Origin of the sequence: Lentzea kentuckyensis (genome assembly GCF_002150765.1) — a bacterium.
Lineage (GTDB): Bacteria > Actinomycetota > Actinomycetes > Mycobacteriales > Pseudonocardiaceae > Lentzea > Lentzea kentuckyensis.
On record NZ_MUYM01000015.1, the window covers coordinates 61,155 to 77,889 of the forward strand.

The 16,735-nt window shown below is 68.9% G+C and carries 18 protein-coding genes; 12 read left to right on the top strand and 6 right to left on the bottom strand.

Features of this window, described 5'->3' with window-relative positions:
• The first annotated feature begins 81 nt into the window (after nucleotides 1-81).
• Both B0F77_RS08620 and B0F77_RS08625 read left to right on the top strand, forming a co-directional pair.
• On the top strand, nucleotides 82-999 hold the full coding sequence (locus tag B0F77_RS08620; protein WP_086662277.1) for a DUF1996 domain-containing protein: 918 nt from the start codon (nucleotides 82-84) through the stop codon (nucleotides 997-999).
• A gap of 89 nt (nucleotides 1,000-1,088) precedes the next feature.
• Complete coding sequence (locus B0F77_RS08625) at nucleotides 1,089-1,778, top strand: DUF6319 family protein (protein ID WP_086662461.1); 690 nt, start codon at nucleotides 1,089-1,091, stop codon at nucleotides 1,776-1,778.
• 325 nt (nucleotides 1,779-2,103) lie between these two features.
• Here B0F77_RS08625 and B0F77_RS08630 read toward each other — a convergent pair whose 3' ends face one another.
• The gene (locus B0F77_RS08630) at nucleotides 2,104-3,606 is read right to left on the bottom strand and encodes an alpha/beta hydrolase (protein ID WP_245847892.1); all 1,503 of its coding nucleotides are present in this window, start codon (nucleotides 3,604-3,606) and stop codon (nucleotides 2,104-2,106) included.
• A gap of 113 nt (nucleotides 3,607-3,719) precedes the next feature.
• On the opposite strand from B0F77_RS08630, the gene B0F77_RS08635 reads away from it, so the two are divergent.
• Complete coding sequence (locus tag B0F77_RS08635; protein WP_245847893.1) at nucleotides 3,720-4,589, top strand: EamA family transporter; 870 nt, start codon at nucleotides 3,720-3,722, stop codon at nucleotides 4,587-4,589.
• Here the strand turns inward: B0F77_RS08635 and B0F77_RS08640 are convergent.
• Nucleotides 4,586-5,650, bottom strand: a complete 1,065-nt coding sequence (locus B0F77_RS08640; RefSeq protein ID WP_086662280.1) for an ATP-dependent DNA ligase — start codon at nucleotides 5,648-5,650, stop codon at nucleotides 4,586-4,588. The two genes, B0F77_RS08635 and B0F77_RS08640, sit on opposite strands and share 4 nt — an antisense overlap.
• 17 nt (nucleotides 5,651-5,667) lie before the next feature.
• The gene (locus B0F77_RS08645) at nucleotides 5,668-6,309 is read right to left on the bottom strand and encodes a pyrimidine reductase family protein (protein WP_245847894.1); all 642 of its coding nucleotides are present in this window, start codon (nucleotides 6,307-6,309) and stop codon (nucleotides 5,668-5,670) included.
• A gap of 66 nt (nucleotides 6,310-6,375) precedes the next feature.
• On the opposite strand from B0F77_RS08645, the gene zapE reads away from it, so the two are divergent.
• The 4 genes from zapE (at nucleotide 6,376) to B0F77_RS08665 (ending at nucleotide 9,795) form a co-directional block, all read left to right on the top strand.
• The gene (gene zapE, locus B0F77_RS08650) at nucleotides 6,376-7,365 is read left to right on the top strand and encodes a cell division protein ZapE (RefSeq protein ID WP_086662281.1); all 990 of its coding nucleotides are present in this window, start codon (nucleotides 6,376-6,378) and stop codon (nucleotides 7,363-7,365) included.
• Nucleotides 7,366-7,498: 133 nt separating this feature from the next.
• Complete coding sequence (locus B0F77_RS08655; protein WP_158102648.1) at nucleotides 7,499-7,744, top strand: DUF3040 domain-containing protein; 246 nt, start codon at nucleotides 7,499-7,501, stop codon at nucleotides 7,742-7,744.
• A 48-nt stretch (nucleotides 7,745-7,792) separates the two neighbouring features.
• The gene (locus B0F77_RS08660; RefSeq protein ID WP_086662283.1) at nucleotides 7,793-9,388 is read left to right on the top strand and encodes an ABC-F family ATP-binding cassette domain-containing protein; all 1,596 of its coding nucleotides are present in this window, start codon (nucleotides 7,793-7,795) and stop codon (nucleotides 9,386-9,388) included.
• Nucleotides 9,389-9,486: 98 nt separating this feature from the next.
• Nucleotides 9,487-9,795: a hypothetical protein gene (locus tag B0F77_RS08665; protein WP_086662284.1), complete on the top strand. Its 309-nt coding sequence runs from the start codon at nucleotides 9,487-9,489 to the stop codon at nucleotides 9,793-9,795.
• Nucleotides 9,796-9,848: 53 nt separating this feature from the next.
• On the opposite strand, the gene B0F77_RS08670 is transcribed toward B0F77_RS08665, so the two are convergent.
• From B0F77_RS08670 to rocD, 3 genes are all read right to left on the bottom strand, one after another.
• The gene (locus B0F77_RS08670) at nucleotides 9,849-10,253 is read right to left on the bottom strand and encodes a GNAT family N-acetyltransferase (RefSeq protein ID WP_086662285.1); all 405 of its coding nucleotides are present in this window, start codon (nucleotides 10,251-10,253) and stop codon (nucleotides 9,849-9,851) included.
• A 44-nt stretch (nucleotides 10,254-10,297) separates the two neighbouring features.
• Nucleotides 10,298-11,683, bottom strand: a complete 1,386-nt coding sequence (locus tag B0F77_RS08675) for a DUF2252 domain-containing protein (protein WP_086662286.1) — start codon at nucleotides 11,681-11,683, stop codon at nucleotides 10,298-10,300.
• An 85-nt stretch (nucleotides 11,684-11,768) separates the two neighbouring features.
• Nucleotides 11,769-13,004: an ornithine--oxo-acid transaminase gene (gene rocD / locus B0F77_RS08680; protein WP_086662287.1), complete on the bottom strand. Its 1,236-nt coding sequence runs from the start codon at nucleotides 13,002-13,004 to the stop codon at nucleotides 11,769-11,771.
• A 140-nt stretch (nucleotides 13,005-13,144) separates the two neighbouring features.
• On the opposite strand from rocD, the gene B0F77_RS08685 reads away from it, so the two are divergent.
• The 5 genes from B0F77_RS08685 to B0F77_RS08705 all read left to right on the top strand — a co-directional run bounded on the left by B0F77_RS08685 (nucleotide 13,145) and on the right by B0F77_RS08705 (nucleotide 16,730).
• Entirely contained in the window at nucleotides 13,145-13,975 is an 831-nt protein-coding gene (locus tag B0F77_RS08685; RefSeq protein WP_086662463.1) for a PPK2 family polyphosphate kinase, read from the top strand.
• A gap of 122 nt (nucleotides 13,976-14,097) precedes the next feature.
• Nucleotides 14,098-15,177 carry a lactonase family protein gene (locus tag B0F77_RS08690; RefSeq protein ID WP_245847895.1) on the top strand — a complete coding sequence of 360 codons (1,080 nt, stop codon included), beginning with the start codon at nucleotides 14,098-14,100 and terminating at the stop codon, nucleotides 15,175-15,177.
• A gap of 77 nt (nucleotides 15,178-15,254) precedes the next feature.
• Nucleotides 15,255-15,950, top strand: a complete 696-nt coding sequence (locus B0F77_RS08695; RefSeq protein WP_245847896.1) for an SGNH/GDSL hydrolase family protein — start codon at nucleotides 15,255-15,257, stop codon at nucleotides 15,948-15,950.
• Nucleotides 15,951-15,975: 25 nt separating this feature from the next.
• A complete protein-coding gene (locus tag B0F77_RS08700) occupies nucleotides 15,976-16,278 on the top strand; it encodes an ArsR/SmtB family transcription factor (RefSeq protein WP_086662289.1) in 303 nt (100 codons plus the stop codon).
• Nucleotides 16,275-16,730: an SRPBCC family protein gene (locus B0F77_RS08705; protein ID WP_086662290.1), complete on the top strand. Its 456-nt coding sequence runs from the start codon at nucleotides 16,275-16,277 to the stop codon at nucleotides 16,728-16,730. Before B0F77_RS08700 ends, B0F77_RS08705 begins: the two co-directional genes overlap by 4 nt.
• Nucleotides 16,731-16,735: the final 5 nt, after the last annotated feature.

Genomic DNA, 16,735 nt, shown 5'->3' on the forward strand with positions numbered 1-16,735 from the left:
ACGTGGACATGTGGTGGCAATCGGGTTTACCGTACCTGTCATGAGAGCGCTCTCACACATTGTGGTGCGAGAGGAGTTTCGATGCACGTACGGATTCGAGGAACGATCGGCGTCGCGGCGGTGGCGGTGTCGCTCGTGGCGGCGGGACTCGTGGTGGGGCACCGGCCGGCGGTGTCGCACGCGGGGCACAGTTACGCGTACAGCGCCGAGCAGGCGCGGGCGATGGTGGAGCAGCAGGCGATTCCCGGGTCCGAGTTCCGGGTGACCTGCGGGGCCAGTCATCGCGGGCAGAACGACCCGATCGTGTTCCAGAACCAGTCGGGCGTCTCCCACATGCACGAGTTCTTCGGCAACCGGACGACGAACGCGTTCTCGACGCTCACGTCGTTGCGGGCCGGGGCGACCAACTGCAATCCGATCTCCGACAGGTCGGCGTACTGGGTGCCGACGTTGTACAAGAACGGTCAGCCCGTCGCGCCGGACAGCGTGACGATCTACTACCAGGGTATTCACGACCGCACTCGGGCGGTCGCGCATCCGCAGGGGTTGCGGTACGTGGTGGGCAACTCGAAGGCGGCCTCACCGGACCAGAACCCCGCGGCGCGGTGGTCTTGCACCACGCAGTCGCCGTCGAGCCGCGACTTCCTGGTGTGCCCGCCGGGCACCAAGGTCGAGACCTACCTGGACTTCCCGACCTGTTGGAACGGCCGGGATCTCGACTCGGCGAACCACCGCGACCACATGGCGTTCGCGGTGGGGCTGGTCTGTCCGTCGTCGCATCCGGTGGTGGTGCCGCGGCTGGAGTTCCTGATCACCTATCCGGTGAACGGGACCGGGTTGTCATTGGGAGGCACGATTGGTGGAGCGAACGTGACAAGCGCGCCGGGTTACACCTTCCACGGTGACTTCATGAACGCGTGGGATCCCGCCGAGCTGGAACGCCGGGTCCGCAACTGCATCAACGCGGGCTACATCTGCGGGACCGACGGCAACCCGTAGTGATCTTGCTGCCGACCCCGGTGCTCAGAAATGTCAGGGCTGTAGGGCATGCTGGGGCACAGGTGTTCGAACGGTGGGGAGGCAGCGCGATGGCGAAGAAGAGCGGGCTGTCGGCGGACGACGTCGACAGCCTGCGCTCGCAACTGGACGGAGGCACCCAGCCGCTGGTGTGGTTCACGGCGGCCGCGGTGGGCATGGAGGCGGGCAGGTCGGCGAAGCTGCTGGCCTTCACCGACCCGGAAGAGGGCGATTTCATCCAGGTCCGGCCGACGGGCTCGAAGGACGAGATGTCCTTCTCCCCGGCCGAGTTGACGCTGGAGAAACCTCCGCCGCGCAAGAAGCCGGCGACCCCGCCTCCTGCGCCACCGGAGCCGCCGCGCGAGACTGAGATCCTCTACCCCTACGTCCCGGAGGCGCCGGTGAAGCCCGCGGCCCCCAAGCCGAAACCCGCTGCCGCTCCCGCGGAGGCCACACCCGCGAAGCCGGCGCGCAAGCCGTCAGGTTCGAAGAACGCCACACCCGAGGTCACCGTCACCCTGGTGACCACGGGCGAGGGCGAGTGGACCGTGGAGGTGTTGCAGGGCACCCGCAGGACGATCCGCCCGACCCCGGTCTCGCCGGCCGCCGTGGCGCAGGCCGCGAAGCTGCTGACCGAGGAGGTCTCCGAGATCGTCGAGGGCGTCCTGAACGCGGCGCGTGCCCAGCAGCTGGCCCGCGTGGAGCAACTGCGCGCCGAACTGGAGGCAGCGCAGAAGGCTCTGAACGACCTGGGCGCGTAGCGAAGTTACGTGCTGCGACGCACCGGGTGGTTGTCCTTACGCGTTCGGGTGAGAGGGCTTCCCAGGGCTGGTGCCGGGGCGGACCGTGGGATGCGCGGATGTCCCGCGCAGGTCCGGCTTGGAGGACGGGGAGGCCCTGATGGGTACGTGTGGGTGCTGTTCCGGGTGCACGGGGCCCGGCTGCGGCTGCTGTTCGAGCTGCTGACACCAAGATTCGGCGGGGAGCTTTCCGCGTTGTGGTCACGCGGGAGGCTCCCCGCGCCATGTCCGGGTCTGAGGGAATCCTTGGGGCGCCAGGGACTTCTGGGCTGGAGCACGTGCTCGATCAGGGCGGGCAGACCGTGCCGTTCGACGGCACCTTCCCGTCGATCAGGTAGTCGCGCACGGCCGTGGTCGCGCACCCGGACAGGCCCAGCGCGCCGCGCCCGCTGCCCTGCCAGCCGATCAACGCCGACCCCGGCAGCCGCTGCGCCGCGTGCTCGCTGCCGGACGCGGGGGTGGAGAGGTCGTTGGCCGTGCTGAGGACCACGATCGGAGGCGCGCTCTTCAGCGCGTCGACCTTCTCGGCCTTGGGCGGCGGGAACGGGTTGCAGTGCAGCAGCTCGCGGGCGAACACGGCGCCGAACAGGGCGTGCTTGCCCTGCCAGTCCGCGGTCAGGGCCTTCACCCGGTCCGGTGGGATGCGGGTGGCGGTGTCGTTGCAGCCGATCACCAGGCCCGCGTCGAAGCGGGGCGGGTTCTCGTCGAGGTCGTTCACGAGCGGGTCGAGCAGGGTGAACAGACCACTGGCGTCGCCCGCGCGGGCCTTCACCAGGGCGTCGGTCAGCTGGGGCCAGCGCGCCCGGTCCGCCAGGCCGGCGAGGATCGCGTTCAGGGCCGAGCCCGGCGTCAGGTCGACGTACTCGCCGCGGACCCGGTTCGTCCGCAGCTGGCCCAGCAGCGCCTGGACGTCCTCGCGCGGGTTCGCCAGGGCGCAGCCGCGGGTCTTGCAGTCGGTGGCGAACGCGGCGAACGTCGCTTCGGCCGCCGCGGCCCGGGACTCCAGCACGCCGACCTGGTCGAGCGTCGGGTCCGGGGCGCCGTCGAGGACGGTGCGGCCGATGCGGTTCGGGTAGCGCTGGGCGTAGGTCGTGATGACCCGCGAGCCCTCGCCCAGGCCGATGGCGTTGAGGCGGTCGGTGCCGAGGTAGTCGCGGAGCCGTTCGAGGTCGGAGGCCGCGCGCCACGAGTCGAACGCGGTCAGCCTGCCTTCGAGGTCGAGCACGCACTCCTGGGCGGCCTCGCCCGAGGCGACGACGAGGTTCGACTGCTCGGTCTCGGCGGGGTCGTACTCGACGAGTTGCGCGCGCGTCGCCTGCGGGACGCACGACATGCCGTCCGAACGGCCAGTGCCGCGCCGGTCCACGCCGATGATCGTGTAGGTGCTGAGGATTTCCTTGGGCAACGTCGCCGCGAGCCGCGCGGCCTTGATCGTGCCGGGCTCGCCACCGGGGTCGTTCACCACCACCAGCGCGCTCTTGCCCGTGCCGACGCGCATCAGCGCGATGCCGAGCGTGCCGCGGCCGGGACGTCCCGGCGGGTCCAGCACGACGGTCATCCGGGCGCATTCGTACGTCTGGTCACCCTGGGGTGCGTTGGCGCCGAGGCGGTCCTTCATCTGCTCGTTGCACGGCGACCAAGCCAGCGAGTCCTTCTTGTACTCGCTGAGCGGCGGCACGGGCTGCGGTCCCGCGAGCGCGCTCTGGTCGACGGGCTGGTTCTCCTCGCCCTTGACCGCGATCACCGGCCGGCCCGAGGGTCCCGCGCTGCACGCCGTCAGCACGCTCACTGCCAGTAGGGCCAAGGCAGCGCGACGCACAGAATTCCTCACTCTCGTTCACACTCCGGGAGACCGAGCCTCGCATGTGCAAGGTGAATTGAAGGTGAGTCAGGATGGGGGACATGGCTCACGCTGATCGGCTCCCCGTCGCGCGGCTGATGGGTGGCATCCCTCCGACGGCGCTCGTGCTGCTCGGCATCGTGAGCGTGCAGGTGGGCGCGGCCGTCGCGAAGCAGCTGTTCACCGTCGCGGGCGCGGCGGGCACCGTGACGTTGCGGCTGGTCTTCGCCGCGCTCGTGCTGCTCGCGATCTGGCGTCCGTCGGTGCGGATCGACCGCCACACGCTCGTGGTCGTCGTGAGTTACGGCGTGGTCCTCGGCGCGATGAACCTGTGCTTCTACGCGGCGCTCGAACGCATCCCGCTCGGCGCGGCGGTGACCATCGAGTTCCTCGGTCCGCTGGCGGTGGCCGTCGCGGGATCCCGGCGCTGGCTCGACGGACTGTGGGTGCTCCTCGCGGGTGCCGGTGTGGTGCTGCTCACCGGCGTGGAGGGCGGTCTGCTGTGGACGGGCGTGCTGTTCGCGCTGGCCGCCGGCGCGTGCTGGGCGGCGTACATCCTGCTGACGGCCAAGCTCGGCAGCAAGACCGACGACGGCAAGGGCCTCGCGCTCGCGATGGTCGTCGGCGCGGTGGTCGCGCTGCCGTTCGGCATCTCGTCGGCCGGCACCGCGATGCTGGGCCCGGTCCTGCTCGCGGCAGGGTTCGCGGTCGCGCTCATGTCGTCGGTGATCCCGTACTCGCTGGAGCTGGAGGCGCTGCGCCGGATGCCGCCGCGGGTGTTCGGGATCCTGATGTCTATGGAACCGGCGGTGGCCGCGCTGGCCGGTCTGGTGCTGCTGGGGGAGCAGCTCACACCGGCGCAGTGGGTCGCGGTGTGCTGTGTCGTGATCGCCTCGGTCGGGTCGACCCGGTCGGCGAAACCCGAGGTCTAACGGGCTTTGAGCTCGCCCTTCAACACCGATGCCACGTCGTACCGGGCCGGGATCTCCAGCTGGTCGTAGCGGCACGACAGCGGTTCGCGGTCCGGACGCCACCGCGCGAACTGGCCGTTGTGCCGCAGCCGCACGGGGTGTTCGCCCTCGGTCTGGGTGTAGTGGATCTCCAGGACGCGTTCGGGCCGCAGCGCCACGTACTCCGCCTGCTTGCCGCGCCACCGGTTGATCTCGCCGGGAATCCGTTGGCCTGGCTGAGGATTCGCCCACGGGTGCTCGGACGACTCGGTGATCAGGCCAGCGAGCTCGGCGGCCAGCTCGCGGCGTTCGGCGGCCTTGAACGAACCGCAGACCCCGATGTGGTGCAGCAGGTCGTTCGAGTCGTAGACGCCGAGCAGCAGCGAACCGACGGCGGTGCCGGGCTCGGTGTCCTTGTGCCAGCGCAGGCCGGCCAGCACCACGTCGGCGGTGCGGGCGTGCTTCACCTTGATCATCGAACGCTTGCCCGGCGTGTACGGGCCGTCCGACGGCTTGCCCATCACGCCGTCCAGACCGGCGCCCTCGAACAGCCTGAACCACTGCCGCGCCGTCTCGACGGACGTCGTCGCGGGCGTGATGTTGAGACCGGGCAGCCCGAGCAACGCCTCGCGCCGGGCGACCGTCGGCGACTCCAGCAGCACGTCGGAACCCAGCGCCAGCAGGTCGAACGCGACGAACGTGGCCGGCGCCGACTCCGACAGCAGCGCGACCCGCGACGCCGCCGGGTGGATCCGTTCGGACAGCGCGTCGAAGTCCAGCTCGTCGTTCTTCGCCACCACCAGTTCGCCGTCGACGACCACGCGGTCCGGCAGCACGTCCAGCATCGAGGCGACGACCTCGGGGAAGTAGCGGTTGAGCGGCTTGCCGCTGCGCGACTGCAGGAGGACCTCGTCGCCGGAGCGGAACACCACGCAGCGGAAACCGTCCCACTTGGGTTCGAACACCAGGTCTGCAGTATCCGGTATACCGTCGACCGCGGTGGCGAGCATCGGCTGCAGAGGTGGCGTCAGCGGTAGGTCCACGCGCCCATCCTGCCTCTTCAGCTGGAATTTCGCCGCTGATAGCGCAACAACAACACGTCGTCCGCCCGCAACACCGATGCCAGCGTCAGGTCGACGGGCGGGATGACCGTGCCGTGCGCGATCCGCGAGGAGTCACCGACCGCCAGCAACGGCGACACCGTCAGGTTCAGCGCGTCCACCAGCCCCTCGGCGACCATCGTCCCGAACAGCCGGGGCCCGCCTTCGAGGTTGATCTTGTGCAGGCCACGCGCCGCGAGCTCCGCCACGGCCACCTTCAGATCGACCTGGTCCTCCCCGGCGATGATCACCTCGGCAGGCAGCCGCGGCAGCTGGGCGGCCGCGCAGGTGATCACGATCGGCGGCTTGGCGGCGTCGGTGAACAGAGGCAGGTCCGGCGTCAGCGTCCCGCGGGCCGTTACGACCGCGATCGGCAGCTGGGCGGGCCGGTAGCCCTCGATCAGCACGGTTCCGGCGCCCACCATGACGACGTCGGCGAGCTGCCGGCCGAGCCCGAAGATCTTCTTGTCGGCGGGCGACCCCAGCCCGGCGGAGCGTCCGTCGACCGACACCGCACCGTCCACGCTGGACACGAAGTTCGCGGTCACCCAGGTGCGACCCTCGGGATACGCGTAGAGCGACTCGAGGGCTGTGTCGGTCATCTCAACGCCCGGTGAGGGCCACAACATCTGCACGAACACATCCCATCACGCCGATAGGCTGCGGGCATGCGCTTGTCCGACCGGGATCCCCAGATCGGTGCTGACGAACTGATCGAGAACCTGGTGCCGCCACCGAGGTTCGACACCGTCAGCTTCGACAGCTACCTCCCCAACCCGGACGAGCCCAGCCAGGCCGCCGCGGTCGAGGCCGGCCGCCTGTTCGCGGCGCGGGTCAGCGTGAAGCCGAAGAAGTGGTCGCTGTTCGGGTCGAGGGACGAGGACGAGGCCAAGCGAGGCCTCTACCTCGACGGCGGCTTCGGCGTCGGCAAGACCCACCTGCTCGCCTCGCTGTGGCACGCGGTCCCCGGCCCGAAGGCGTACGGCACGTTCGTCGAGCTCACCAATCTCGTCGGCGTCCTGACCTTCCCGGAGGCCGTCAAACGGCTGAGCGCCCACAAGCTGCTCGCCATCGACGAGTTCGAGCTCGACGACCCCGGCGACACCATGCTGGTCACGCGCCTGATCAAGGAACTGATCGCGGCCGGCGTCTTCGTCGCCGCCACCTCGAACACGCTCCCCGACAAGCTCGGCGAGGGCCGGTTCGCCGCCGCCGACTTCCTGCGCGAGATCCAGTCGATGTCCTCGAAGTTCGACGTCGTGCGCGTGGACGGCCCGGACTACCGCCACCGCGGCCTGCCCGACGCCCCGCCGCCGATGTCCGACTCGGAGTTGCAGGCCAAGGCGGCCGCGCGGCAGGACTCGACCATCGACGACTTCGACGACCTCTGCAAGGCGCTCGCCCGCATCCACCCGTCGAAGTACGGGCGGCTGCTGGACGGGGTGAGTGCCGTCCACCTCAAGGACGTCAAGCCCGCGCCGGACCAGAACGTCGGGCTGCGGCTCGTGGCGTTCGGCGACCGGCTCTACGACCGCGACATCCCGGTGGCGGTGTCGGGGCAGCCGCTGTCGGAGTTGTTCACCGAGGAGATGCTGCGCGGCGGGTACCGCAAGAAGTACCTCCGCGCGGTCTCCCGGCTGGTCGCGCTGAGCCGCTGACAGGCGCGAGATTTGGTCGAAACCCCGAAATGGGCACGGGTACCTCAAGACCGAGTTTGACTCCGGCGGCGTTCGAGTATCCACTGGGTGACGAGCGGGAATGATGACGTCCCGACGTCTTCCGGAGGCACCCATGCTGAGTGAAGCCGAACGCCGCTCGCTCGAGGAGATCGAGCAGCGGTTGCTCGCCGACGAGCCGAGACTCGCCCGCGCGATGAACCGCGGGGTCCGGCCGTGGTTGTTCTACGCCTGCCTGCTCGTCTTCGGCGGCCTCACGGTGCTGCTGACGGTGATCGGCGCTTTCGGCCCCGCCTTCCAGTGCCTCCTGGTGGTGGCCGGCGCGCTGGTGCTGCGCAGGTACCCGATCAGGTTCCGGTAGTCAGAAACTCGCTGGCGCTGGACCTGGTCAACCTCGACCATCTGCGGCGTGGGTTATCTGGAAGCGAACGGGCTCGCGTACGCCTTGCCGGACGGCAGGGAGTTGTTCCGTGACGTCTCGTTCAAGGTGAGCGGCGGCACCGTGGTGGCGCTGGTCGGGGCGAACGGCGTCGGCAAGACGACGCTGCAGCGGATCCTGGCCGGTGAGCTGGCGCCCAAGCAGGGCAGCGTGCACGTGCAGGGCGGCCTTGCGGTGATGCCGCAGTTCATCGGCTCGGTTCGGGACTCCTCACTCGTGCGCGACTTGCTGCTGTCCGTCGCACCTGAAGCGCTGCGCCTGGCCGCTCAGGAGCTCGACGACGCCGAGCTGGCGCTGATGGACACCGACGACGAATCCGCCCAGATGCGGTATGCGAACGCTCTCACCAGCTATGGCGAGGCCGGCGGGTACGACGTCGAGGTCCTCTGGGACACCGTCACGGTCGCCGCGCTCGGCCTGCCCTACGACCGGGCCCGGTTCCGCGAGGTGCGCACGCTGTCGGGCGGGGAGCAGAAACGCCTGGTGCTGGAGACCCTCCTCCGTGGCCACGAGCAGGTGCTGCTGCTCGACGAGCCGGACAACTACCTCGACGTCCCCGGCAAGCGCTGGCTGGAGGAACGGCTCAAAGCCACCGACAAGGCCGTGTTGGTCGTGAGCCACGATCGTGAGTTGCTGGCCAACGCCGCTACGCACGTCGTCACGGTCGAGGCGCATTCCGCGTGGACGCATCCGGGCTCGTTCGGCACCTGGCACGCCGCGCGTCACAAACGCATCGAGAAGCTCAAAGAAGATCACCGCCGTTGGAACGAGGAACACGAACGGCTCAAAGAGCTCGTCAGGACCCTCCAACAACAGGCGAAGTACTACGAGTCGATGGCGCCGAAGTACCGGGTCATGTGCGCACGGCTCGAACGGTTCGAAGAGGCGGGTCCGCCGCCGGAGATCCCGACCGACGAGAAGGTCAACCCGCGGCTCAAGGGCGGGCGCACCGGCGTTCGCGCGATCACGTGCGAAGAGCTGGAGCTGACCGGGCTGATGAAGCCGTTCTCGCAGGAGATCTTCTTCGGCGACCGGGTCGCGGTGCTCGGTTCGAACGGCTCCGGCAAGAGCCACTTCCTGCGGCTGCTGGGTGGCGATCAAGTCCGCACCAACGGCGCGTGGAAGCTCGGCGCGCGCGTTGTGCCCGGACTGTTCGCGCAGACGCACGAGCACCCGGAGTGGCTCGGCCGCACGCTCGTGGACATCCTCTGGCACGGTGAGGGCCAGCGGGCCGGCAAGGACCGGGGTGCCGCGATGTCGGTGCTGAGCCGGTACGGCCTCGACAAGGCGGGTGACCAGCGGTTCGAGAACCTCTCGGGCGGGCAGCAGGCGCGGTTCCAGATCCTGTTGCTGGAGCTGTCCGGGGCGACGTTGCTGCTGCTCGACGAACCGACGGACAACCTCGACCTCGCGTCGGCGGAGGCGTTGCAGAACGCGCTGAACGACTTCGAGGGCACGGTCGTGGCGGTCACGCACGACAGGTGGTTCGCCAAGTCGTTCGACCGGTTCCTGCACTTCCGGGCGGACGGCAAGGTGTCCGAAGTGGACGCACCAATCTGGACGTAGAATCCGAAACTGCCCAAAGATCTTGCGAACCCCTTGTGGGACCAGAGAACGCCAGCGAACGTGATCACACACTCGTTGGTGTTTCGTTGGAGGTAGTTGTGCGCAAGAAAACCGGCAGGACCGTGGGCGGTGCCCTCGCCCTCGCCCTCGCGCTGGGAGCCGGGGTCGTTCTGGGGACGGTGCCGGCGTACGCCGACTGGTCCATGTATCCGATCCAGCTCGGCTACCACGGCAGCGCGCGGCCTTCGGACGCCGCCGCGCAGAACGAGACGCGATCTGCCGCTGACCGGGAGTGCTTCTCGCGTTACGGGTTCCGGGCTCGCGGGGTGACGCCTGCCTGGCTGGTCAGCAACAACAGCGGCGGGACCGTGAACTGGTACCAGTACTGGCGCTGCGACAGCAACTAGCGGCTGCAGCGTTTTTCCCGAACGAAGGCGCTGCTGGGCGCTGGTCCGCCAGGTCACAGTTCCCAGCTGACGAAGGCGCCGTCGTCGATCGACCCGCCCGCCTTCTTGTAGGTGGCCTGCGCCGCCGCGTCACCCGCGGCGGTGCCGGTCCACATCGCGTAGCAACCCCGTTCCGCCGCAAGGGCTTTCAGCGCCTCCACCAGGGCCGTGCCGATGCCGCGGCGCAGGAACGCGTCGTCCACGCCCAGCTCGTAGAGGAACATCTCGGTGCCTTTGTCCGGATGTGTCGTCTCCACACCGGACACGAACCCGGCTGGCTGGTCGTCGACGTAGGCGATCAGCAGGTGGCTGTGATCCTGCGCCAGGAACCGCGCGGTCGCCTCGGGCACGGGAGGCGCGTCGAACAGGTGCCCTGCGGCGAACACGTCGTCGGGGGAGGCGGCGCGGCGGATCTTCATACCGCCAGGCTAGGTGAACTTCTCGGGAGAAGCCCGAAGGCGCGTCAGCGGTCCTCCACCACCGCGGGCAGCTTCCCGTTCTTGACGAGCCTGGTCAGCTCCTCGTGGTCCGCCTCGGTCTGGTCGGCGTAGTCGAACGCGTACTTCGCGAACGCCTCGTCCAGGTCCTCACCGCCACCGTTCTGGAAGTACCCGGCGAGCAGGCGCGGGTCGAGCGAACGCGTGTGCGCGCGGGCCAGCAGGGCACCCGCGAACCGGCCGTAGTCGTCGAGGTCGTCGCGTTTCAACGTGGTCGCGTCGATCTCGCCCTTGCGGTTGCGGAACTGCCGCACGATGAACGGCCGGCCCTCGATCGTCGTCCAGCCCAGCAGGATGTCCGACTCCGCCTGCACGAGCCGCGCGCCGTGCACGATCCGCTTGCCCTCGTGCTTGGCGGGCTCGACGTCCAGGAACGGCTGCAGCGCGGACGGCCTGGCTTCCTTGGCCTGCAACACCAACGCCTCGGTGCCGTTGCCGTGCAACAGGATCAGGTAGTTGCGCAGGCCGACGCTGCCGGTGCCGACGACGCGGAACGCCACGTCGGACACGCCGAAGCGCATGATCAGGTTCCGCCGCGACTCGCGCAGGGTGTCCACGTAGGACGGCAGCGCGGCGATCACCGCGTCCTCCGTCGAAGGCGACACGTCGGTGAAGGTCGGCGGGTTCGTGATGAACCGCCACTTCTCGCCGTCGTGCGCGGTCCACTTCGCGGCGAACCGGGCGCTGGTGTTCTTGCGGGACTTCTCGGCGGCCTTGGAGAAGTCGTTGACGAGGTCGTCGGCCTTGACCTTGGACAGCGTGGACTCGTCGCCGAGCGCCGTCCACGAGTCCAGGAACGGGATCTCGGCGAGGTGTTTGATCACGGCGCGGTAGGCGCTCACCGCGTCCTCGGCGGCGTCCCGGCAGCCCTTGTCCGACACGCCACCGACCCGGCCCGCCAGCACCAGGGACGCCACGAGCCGCTTGAGGTCCCACTCCCACGGGCCGGGCAGCGTCTCGTCGAAGTCGTTGATGTCCATGACGATCTGGCCCTCGGGCGTGCCGTAGAGGCCGAAGTTCGCCGCGTGTGCGTCACCGCACAACTGAGCGTGCAGGCCGGTCGCGCACCCGGTGGCGAGATCGCCGGCCTGGAGCCCGGCGGCGCCGCGGAAGAACGCGAACGGGTTGGCGAGCATCCGGCCGACCCGCAACGGGATCAGGTGCTCGAGCCGTCCCGAGTTGCTGGCGTTCATGAACTCCAGCACGGACGGGCGCCGGGCGGCCAGCGACACGGTCCGGTGCGCCTTGAAGTCCACAGAGGACCGCAACGCACGCCCCTGCGCGTAGACCTCTTCCGGCTCAACCCAGCGCCCCAGAGCGGCGGCGGCCTCAGTCCGAACCCTTTCACCCATACGAGTAATCATGCCCCAGCGAAAACCATGAACGGCGCTTTTGTGGACCTCAGGTCCACGAAAGCGCCGTTCATAGAACTCCAAATCACCCCAAATCGGGGCGAACCACCTCGGCGATTGCCTGGACACCCAGGTCGATCTCGTCGCGCGTGATCACCAGGGGCGGTGCGACGCGCAACGTCGACGCGTGCGTCTCCTTGCACAGCACCCCACGCGCGGACAGGGCCTCGGAGGCGGCACGACCCACCGGACCGCCCGGCGCGATCTCGACACCGGCCCACAGCCCGCGCCCGCGCACCTCGGCCACACCGCGTCCGACGAGCTTGTTCAGCTCGGCGTGCAGGTACGCGCCCTGCTCACGCGACCGCTCCTGGAACTCGCCGGTCTCCAGCAGCCGCACGACCGCGCGGCCGACCGCGCAGGCGAGCGGGTTGCCGCCGAACGTCGACCCGTGCTCACCGGGCTTCAGCACGCCCAGCACCGCGCGGGAACCGACCACGGCGGACACCGGCAGGATGCCGCCACCGAGCGCCTTGCCGAGCGTGTAGAGGTCGGCGCGCACGTCCTCGTGGTCGAGGGCGAACAGCGTGCCGGTGCGGCCGAGCCCGGACTGGATCTCGTCGGCGATCATCAGCACGTTGTGCTCGTCGCACAGGCGGCGGATCCCGGCCAGGTACCCGGCGGGCGGCACGACGACGCCGGCCTCGCCCTGGATCGGTTCGATCAGCACCGCCGCGGTGCGCGGCGAGATCGCGGACTCGATCTCGTCGAGGTTGCCGTACTTGACGACCTTGAAGCCCGGCGTGAACGGCCCGAAGTCGTTGCGCGCGGTCTCGTCGGTCGAGAACGACACGATCGTCGTGGTGCGGCCGTGGAAGTTCGACCCGGCCACGATGATCTCGGCTGTGCCCTCCGGCACGCGCTTGACCTGGTACGCCCACTTGCGCGCGACCTTGATCGCGGACTCCACGGCCTCGGCGCCGGAGTTCATCGCGAGCACCATCTCGGTGCCGGTCAGGGCGGCGAGCTCACGGCAGAACAGGCCGAACTGGTCGTGGTGGAACGCCCGGCTGGTCAGCGTGACGCGGCCGAGCTGTTCGACGGCGGCGGCCACCAGGGCGGGGTGGCGGTGGCCGAAGTTCAGCGACGAGTAGCCGGACAGGAAGTCCAGGTAGCGGCGCCCTTCGACGTCGGTGACCCACGCTCCTTCGCCATGCGAGAGAACCACCGGCAGCGGGTGGTAGTTGTGCGTGCTCCATTCTTCGTCCAGGGCGATGAAGTCAGCGCTGGTGGTGGTGTTGTGCTCAGCGATGGCGGTCATCCTCCAAGGCTAGGGGCGCGAACAAGCGATTTCGACCGTGATGCGTTGCGCACTGCCTCAGTTCGTTGCGTAGATTCACCAATCAGTGGGTGATCTTTGCACAGCGGGCGGAATCGACGGTGAATCGCTACGGTCAGATGATGGCGAAGAAGTCGGTTCGTGAAGCTCTGCGACTCGATGAGGTGGATCTCTCCACCCTCGACCCGGCCGGCCGTCCGATCGGCCCCAAGAACAAGAAGGACGCGGCCGGGGACCTCGCCGCCACCGGGGCCGAGCTGGACGACCTGCAGGAAGCGCTCTACGCGGAGAACTCTCGCGCGGTGCTGCTCGTCCTGCAAGGCATGGACACCTCGGGCAAGGGTGGCGTGGTCAGCCACGTCGTCGGCCTGGTGAACCCGCAGGGTGTGCGCATCGCGTCGTTCAAGAAGCCGACTCCCGCCGAACGACGCCAGCACTTCCTCACCCGGATCAGGAAGGTGCTGCCGGAGAAGGGCCGCATCGGCGCGTTCGACCGCTCGCACTACGAGGACGTGCTGGTGCCGCGCGTCGAGAAGCTGCTGACGGCCCCGGAGATCCGGGCGCGCTACCGGGAGATCAACGCGTTCGAGAAGGAGCTCGCCGACTCCGGCGTCACGGTGATCAAGTGCTTCCTGCACATCTCGCCGGAGGTCCAGAAGGAACGGCTGCTCGCCCGCCTGGACGACCCGAAGAAGCACTGGAAGTACAACCCGGCCGACATCGACGTGCGCTCGAAGTGGTCCAGGTACCAGGACGCGTACACCCAGGCGTTGAAGAACTGCGCCGACACGCCCTGGTACGCCGTTCCCGCTGATCGCAAGTGGTACCGCAACTGGGCGGTGAGCCGGTTGCTGCTGGAGACCATGCGCGAGATGGACCCGAAGTTCCCGCCGCCCGTCTACGACATCGAGGCCGAGAAGGCCCGGCTGATCTCCGCCGACCCGTTGCGCTAGACGCAATCTTCATTGCACCTATTGCCTGACTGTAACGGTCTAGGCCACTGTGGGCTGCGCCGCCGACGAGAGTATCCGGAGGTGCGGACGTGGGTGTGGACCGGCGACGTTTTCTCGGAGCCATGGGTGTGGGAGCTGGGCTGCTGATGACCGGAGGAACCGCTGAGGCGGCACCCCTGACGAGGAGAGTCTTCTTCGGCGCCTACACGACGTGGAGCGGGGGAGCCAAGGGCATCGGCATCGGCACCTACGACACGGCGAACGGCCAGCTGAAGACGACCGGCGTGATCTCCGGCGTGGTCAACCCGTCGTTCGTGATCGAGTCGCGCGACGGCCGGTTCCTCTACGCGGTCAACGAGAACACCAAGGGCGAGGTCACCGCGATCAACGCGGGCACGCTCAAGGTGATCAACAAGCAGGCGACCGGCGGCGCGGACCCGTGCCACCTGACGCTCGACCCGTCGGGGAAGTTCCTGATCACCGCGGACTACTCGTCGGGCTCGCTCAGCGTGTTCCCCGTCAAGGCCGACGGCAGCCTCGGTGCGCGCACGCAGAAGGTGCAGCACAAGGGTTCGGGGCCGGACAAGGAACGCCAGGAGGGCCCGCACGCGCACCACATCGTGTTCGACCCGGCCGGCAGGTACGCGCTGGCGGTCGACCTGGGCGCCGACTCGGTGTTCGTCTACTCGTTCGTCGCGGGTCAGCTCAAGCTGGTCTCGACGGCGAAGCTCAAGCCGGGCGCCGGACCGCGGCACATCGCGTTCCACCCGAACGGCAGGACCGCGTACGTCGCGAACGAGCTCGACTCGACGATCGTGTCCTGCTCGTACGCCGACGGGAAGCTCACGCCGGGTCAGGTGCTGAAGACCGCGCCGTCCGGTGGTGTGCGCAACTACCCGGCCGAGGTGCTGGTGTCGGGTGACGGCAAGCACGTCTACCTGTCGAACCGCGGGCACGACAGCGTGGCGCACTTCGCGGTCAACGGCCAGGAGCTGACGCTCGTCGGGCACACCCCGGTCGGCGGCAAGTACCCGCGGCACATCATCCTGGATCCGTCCGGGGCGTTCCTGTTCGCGGCCAACCAGAACTCGAACAACGTGACGTCGTTCGCGGTCGACCGGGCGACCGGCGGGCTGACCCCGTCCGGCACCGCTCTGCAGACCGCGATCCCGGTCTGCGTGCTGCCCACCCGACTGGGTTAACACCCTTCTGGTCGATCGTCCACAGTGGTATCCCGGCCCTTATGGGTCTCATGGCTGGGGTACTTGTCGTAGCACTGATGGCGCCCGCGCCGTTCGCACCGGAGTACGTCGCACTCGGCGACTCCTACGCGTCCGGAGCGGGCGCCGGTTCCTATGTGGACGGGTCCTGCCGGCGCAGTTCGAACGCCTACCCGGCGTTGCGGGGCAAGGACTTCCCGTCGTTCAAGTTCGTGGCGTGCAGCGGAGCGACCACGAAGTCGCTCCGGTCGCAGCTCAAGGCGCTGACCCCGGCGACCACGCTGGTCACGATCACCATCGGCGGCAACGACCTCGGGTTCGTCGACGTCATGACGACCTGCGTGCTCAAGAGCGACTACGCGTGTCACAAGCGGGTGGAAAAGGCTCGGCAGTTCGCCCGCGACCAGTTGCCGGCCAGGCTCGACGCCACCTACACCGCGATCAGGGAGGCCGCGCCGAACGCCGAACTGGTCGTGCTCGGCTATCCACGGCTGTTCACGCAGGTCGACGGCTGCCGCGCGCTGTCCACGATGAAGCGCGTCTCCCTCAACGACGCCGCGGACGAGGTGTCCGGCGTGATCGGCGAGGCGGCCGGGCGAGCGGGGGCGCGGTACGTGGACGTGAGGGAAGCGTTTGCGGACCACGGCGTCTGCTCCCGTGAGCCGTGGATCAACGGGCTGGTCAACCCCACCGGCGACTCCTATCACCCGAACAGGGCGGGGCAGGCCGCCTACTTCGAGGCATTGACAGGGTGAATCCGTAAGTTCTAACTTACCGTTCGTGGAGACTTACCAAACGGCGTTCGCGGCGCTCGGCGACCCGACCCGCCGCGAGATCTTCACGCTGCTCGTGGCCAGGCCGCGAGCGGTGGGGGAGATCGCCGCCGAGCTGCCCGTGTCGCGGCCGGCCGTGTCCCAGCACCTCAAGGTGCTCAAGGAGGCACGGCTGGTCCGCGTCGAGGCGGAGGGAACACGGCGGCGGTACTCCGTCGACCACGTCGGGGTGGCCGCGATGCGCGACTACCTCGACGACGTGTGGGGTCAGGCACTCGCGAACTTCGCGGCGGTGGTGGAGGAACAATGACTGAGGTCCGGAGATCGGTGCTGGTGAACGCGGGCGCGGACCACGCGTTCAAGGTGTTCACGGAGAAGTTCGTGACGTGGTGGCCCGCGGCGCACCACATCGGCGAGGCGGACCTGAAGGACGTCGTCGTCGAACCGCGCGAGGGCGGCCGCTGGTACGAGATCGGCACTGACGGCGCCGAGTGCGAGTGGGGTTCGGTCAAGGCCTGGGAGCCGCCCGCGCGGTTGCTGCTCGCCTGGCACCTCGACGGTGACTGGGACTACGACCCGGACCCGGCGCGGTCGTCCGAGGTGGAGATCACCTTCACGGCCGAGGGTGATGGCACCCGAGTGGAACTGGTGCATCGCAACTTCGAGCGGCACTTCACGAGGCCGGAACGGGTCCGCGAGGGCGTCAGTGGCGAGGGCGGCTGGGGCGGAATTCTGCTCGGCTTCGCGCAGGTGTTCGTGTGATCATG

Coding starts and splice junctions, on each gene's coding strand:
- B0F77_RS08635 (WP_245847893.1), top strand. CDS start 3,720: ATGGCTCACGCTGATCGGCTCCCCGTCGCGCGGCTGATGGGTGGCATC.
- B0F77_RS08685 (WP_086662463.1), top strand. CDS start 13,145: ATGGCGAAGAAGTCGGTTCGTGAAGCTCTGCGACTCGATGAGGTGGAT.
- rocD (WP_086662287.1), bottom strand. CDS start 13,004: ATGACCGCCATCGCTGAGCACAACACCACCACCAGCGCTGACTTCATC.
- B0F77_RS08705 (WP_086662290.1), top strand. CDS start 16,275: ATGACTGAGGTCCGGAGATCGGTGCTGGTGAACGCGGGCGCGGACCAC.
- B0F77_RS08690 (WP_245847895.1), top strand. CDS start 14,098: ATGGGTGTGGGAGCTGGGCTGCTGATGACCGGAGGAACCGCTGAGGCG.
- zapE (WP_086662281.1), top strand. CDS start 6,376: ATGCGCTTGTCCGACCGGGATCCCCAGATCGGTGCTGACGAACTGATC.
- B0F77_RS08695 (WP_245847896.1), top strand. CDS start 15,255: ATGGCGCCCGCGCCGTTCGCACCGGAGTACGTCGCACTCGGCGACTCC.
- B0F77_RS08620 (WP_086662277.1), top strand. CDS start 82: ATGCACGTACGGATTCGAGGAACGATCGGCGTCGCGGCGGTGGCGGTG.
- B0F77_RS08675 (WP_086662286.1), bottom strand. CDS start 11,683: ATGGGTGAAAGGGTTCGGACTGAGGCCGCCGCCGCTCTGGGGCGCTGG.
- B0F77_RS08625 (WP_086662461.1), top strand. CDS start 1,089: ATGGCGAAGAAGAGCGGGCTGTCGGCGGACGACGTCGACAGCCTGCGC.
- B0F77_RS08655 (WP_158102648.1), top strand. CDS start 7,499: ATGCTGAGTGAAGCCGAACGCCGCTCGCTCGAGGAGATCGAGCAGCGG.
- B0F77_RS08670 (WP_086662285.1), bottom strand. CDS start 10,253: ATGAAGATCCGCCGCGCCGCCTCCCCCGACGACGTGTTCGCCGCAGGG.
- B0F77_RS08645 (WP_245847894.1), bottom strand. CDS start 6,309: ATGACCGACACAGCCCTCGAGTCGCTCTACGCGTATCCCGAGGGTCGC.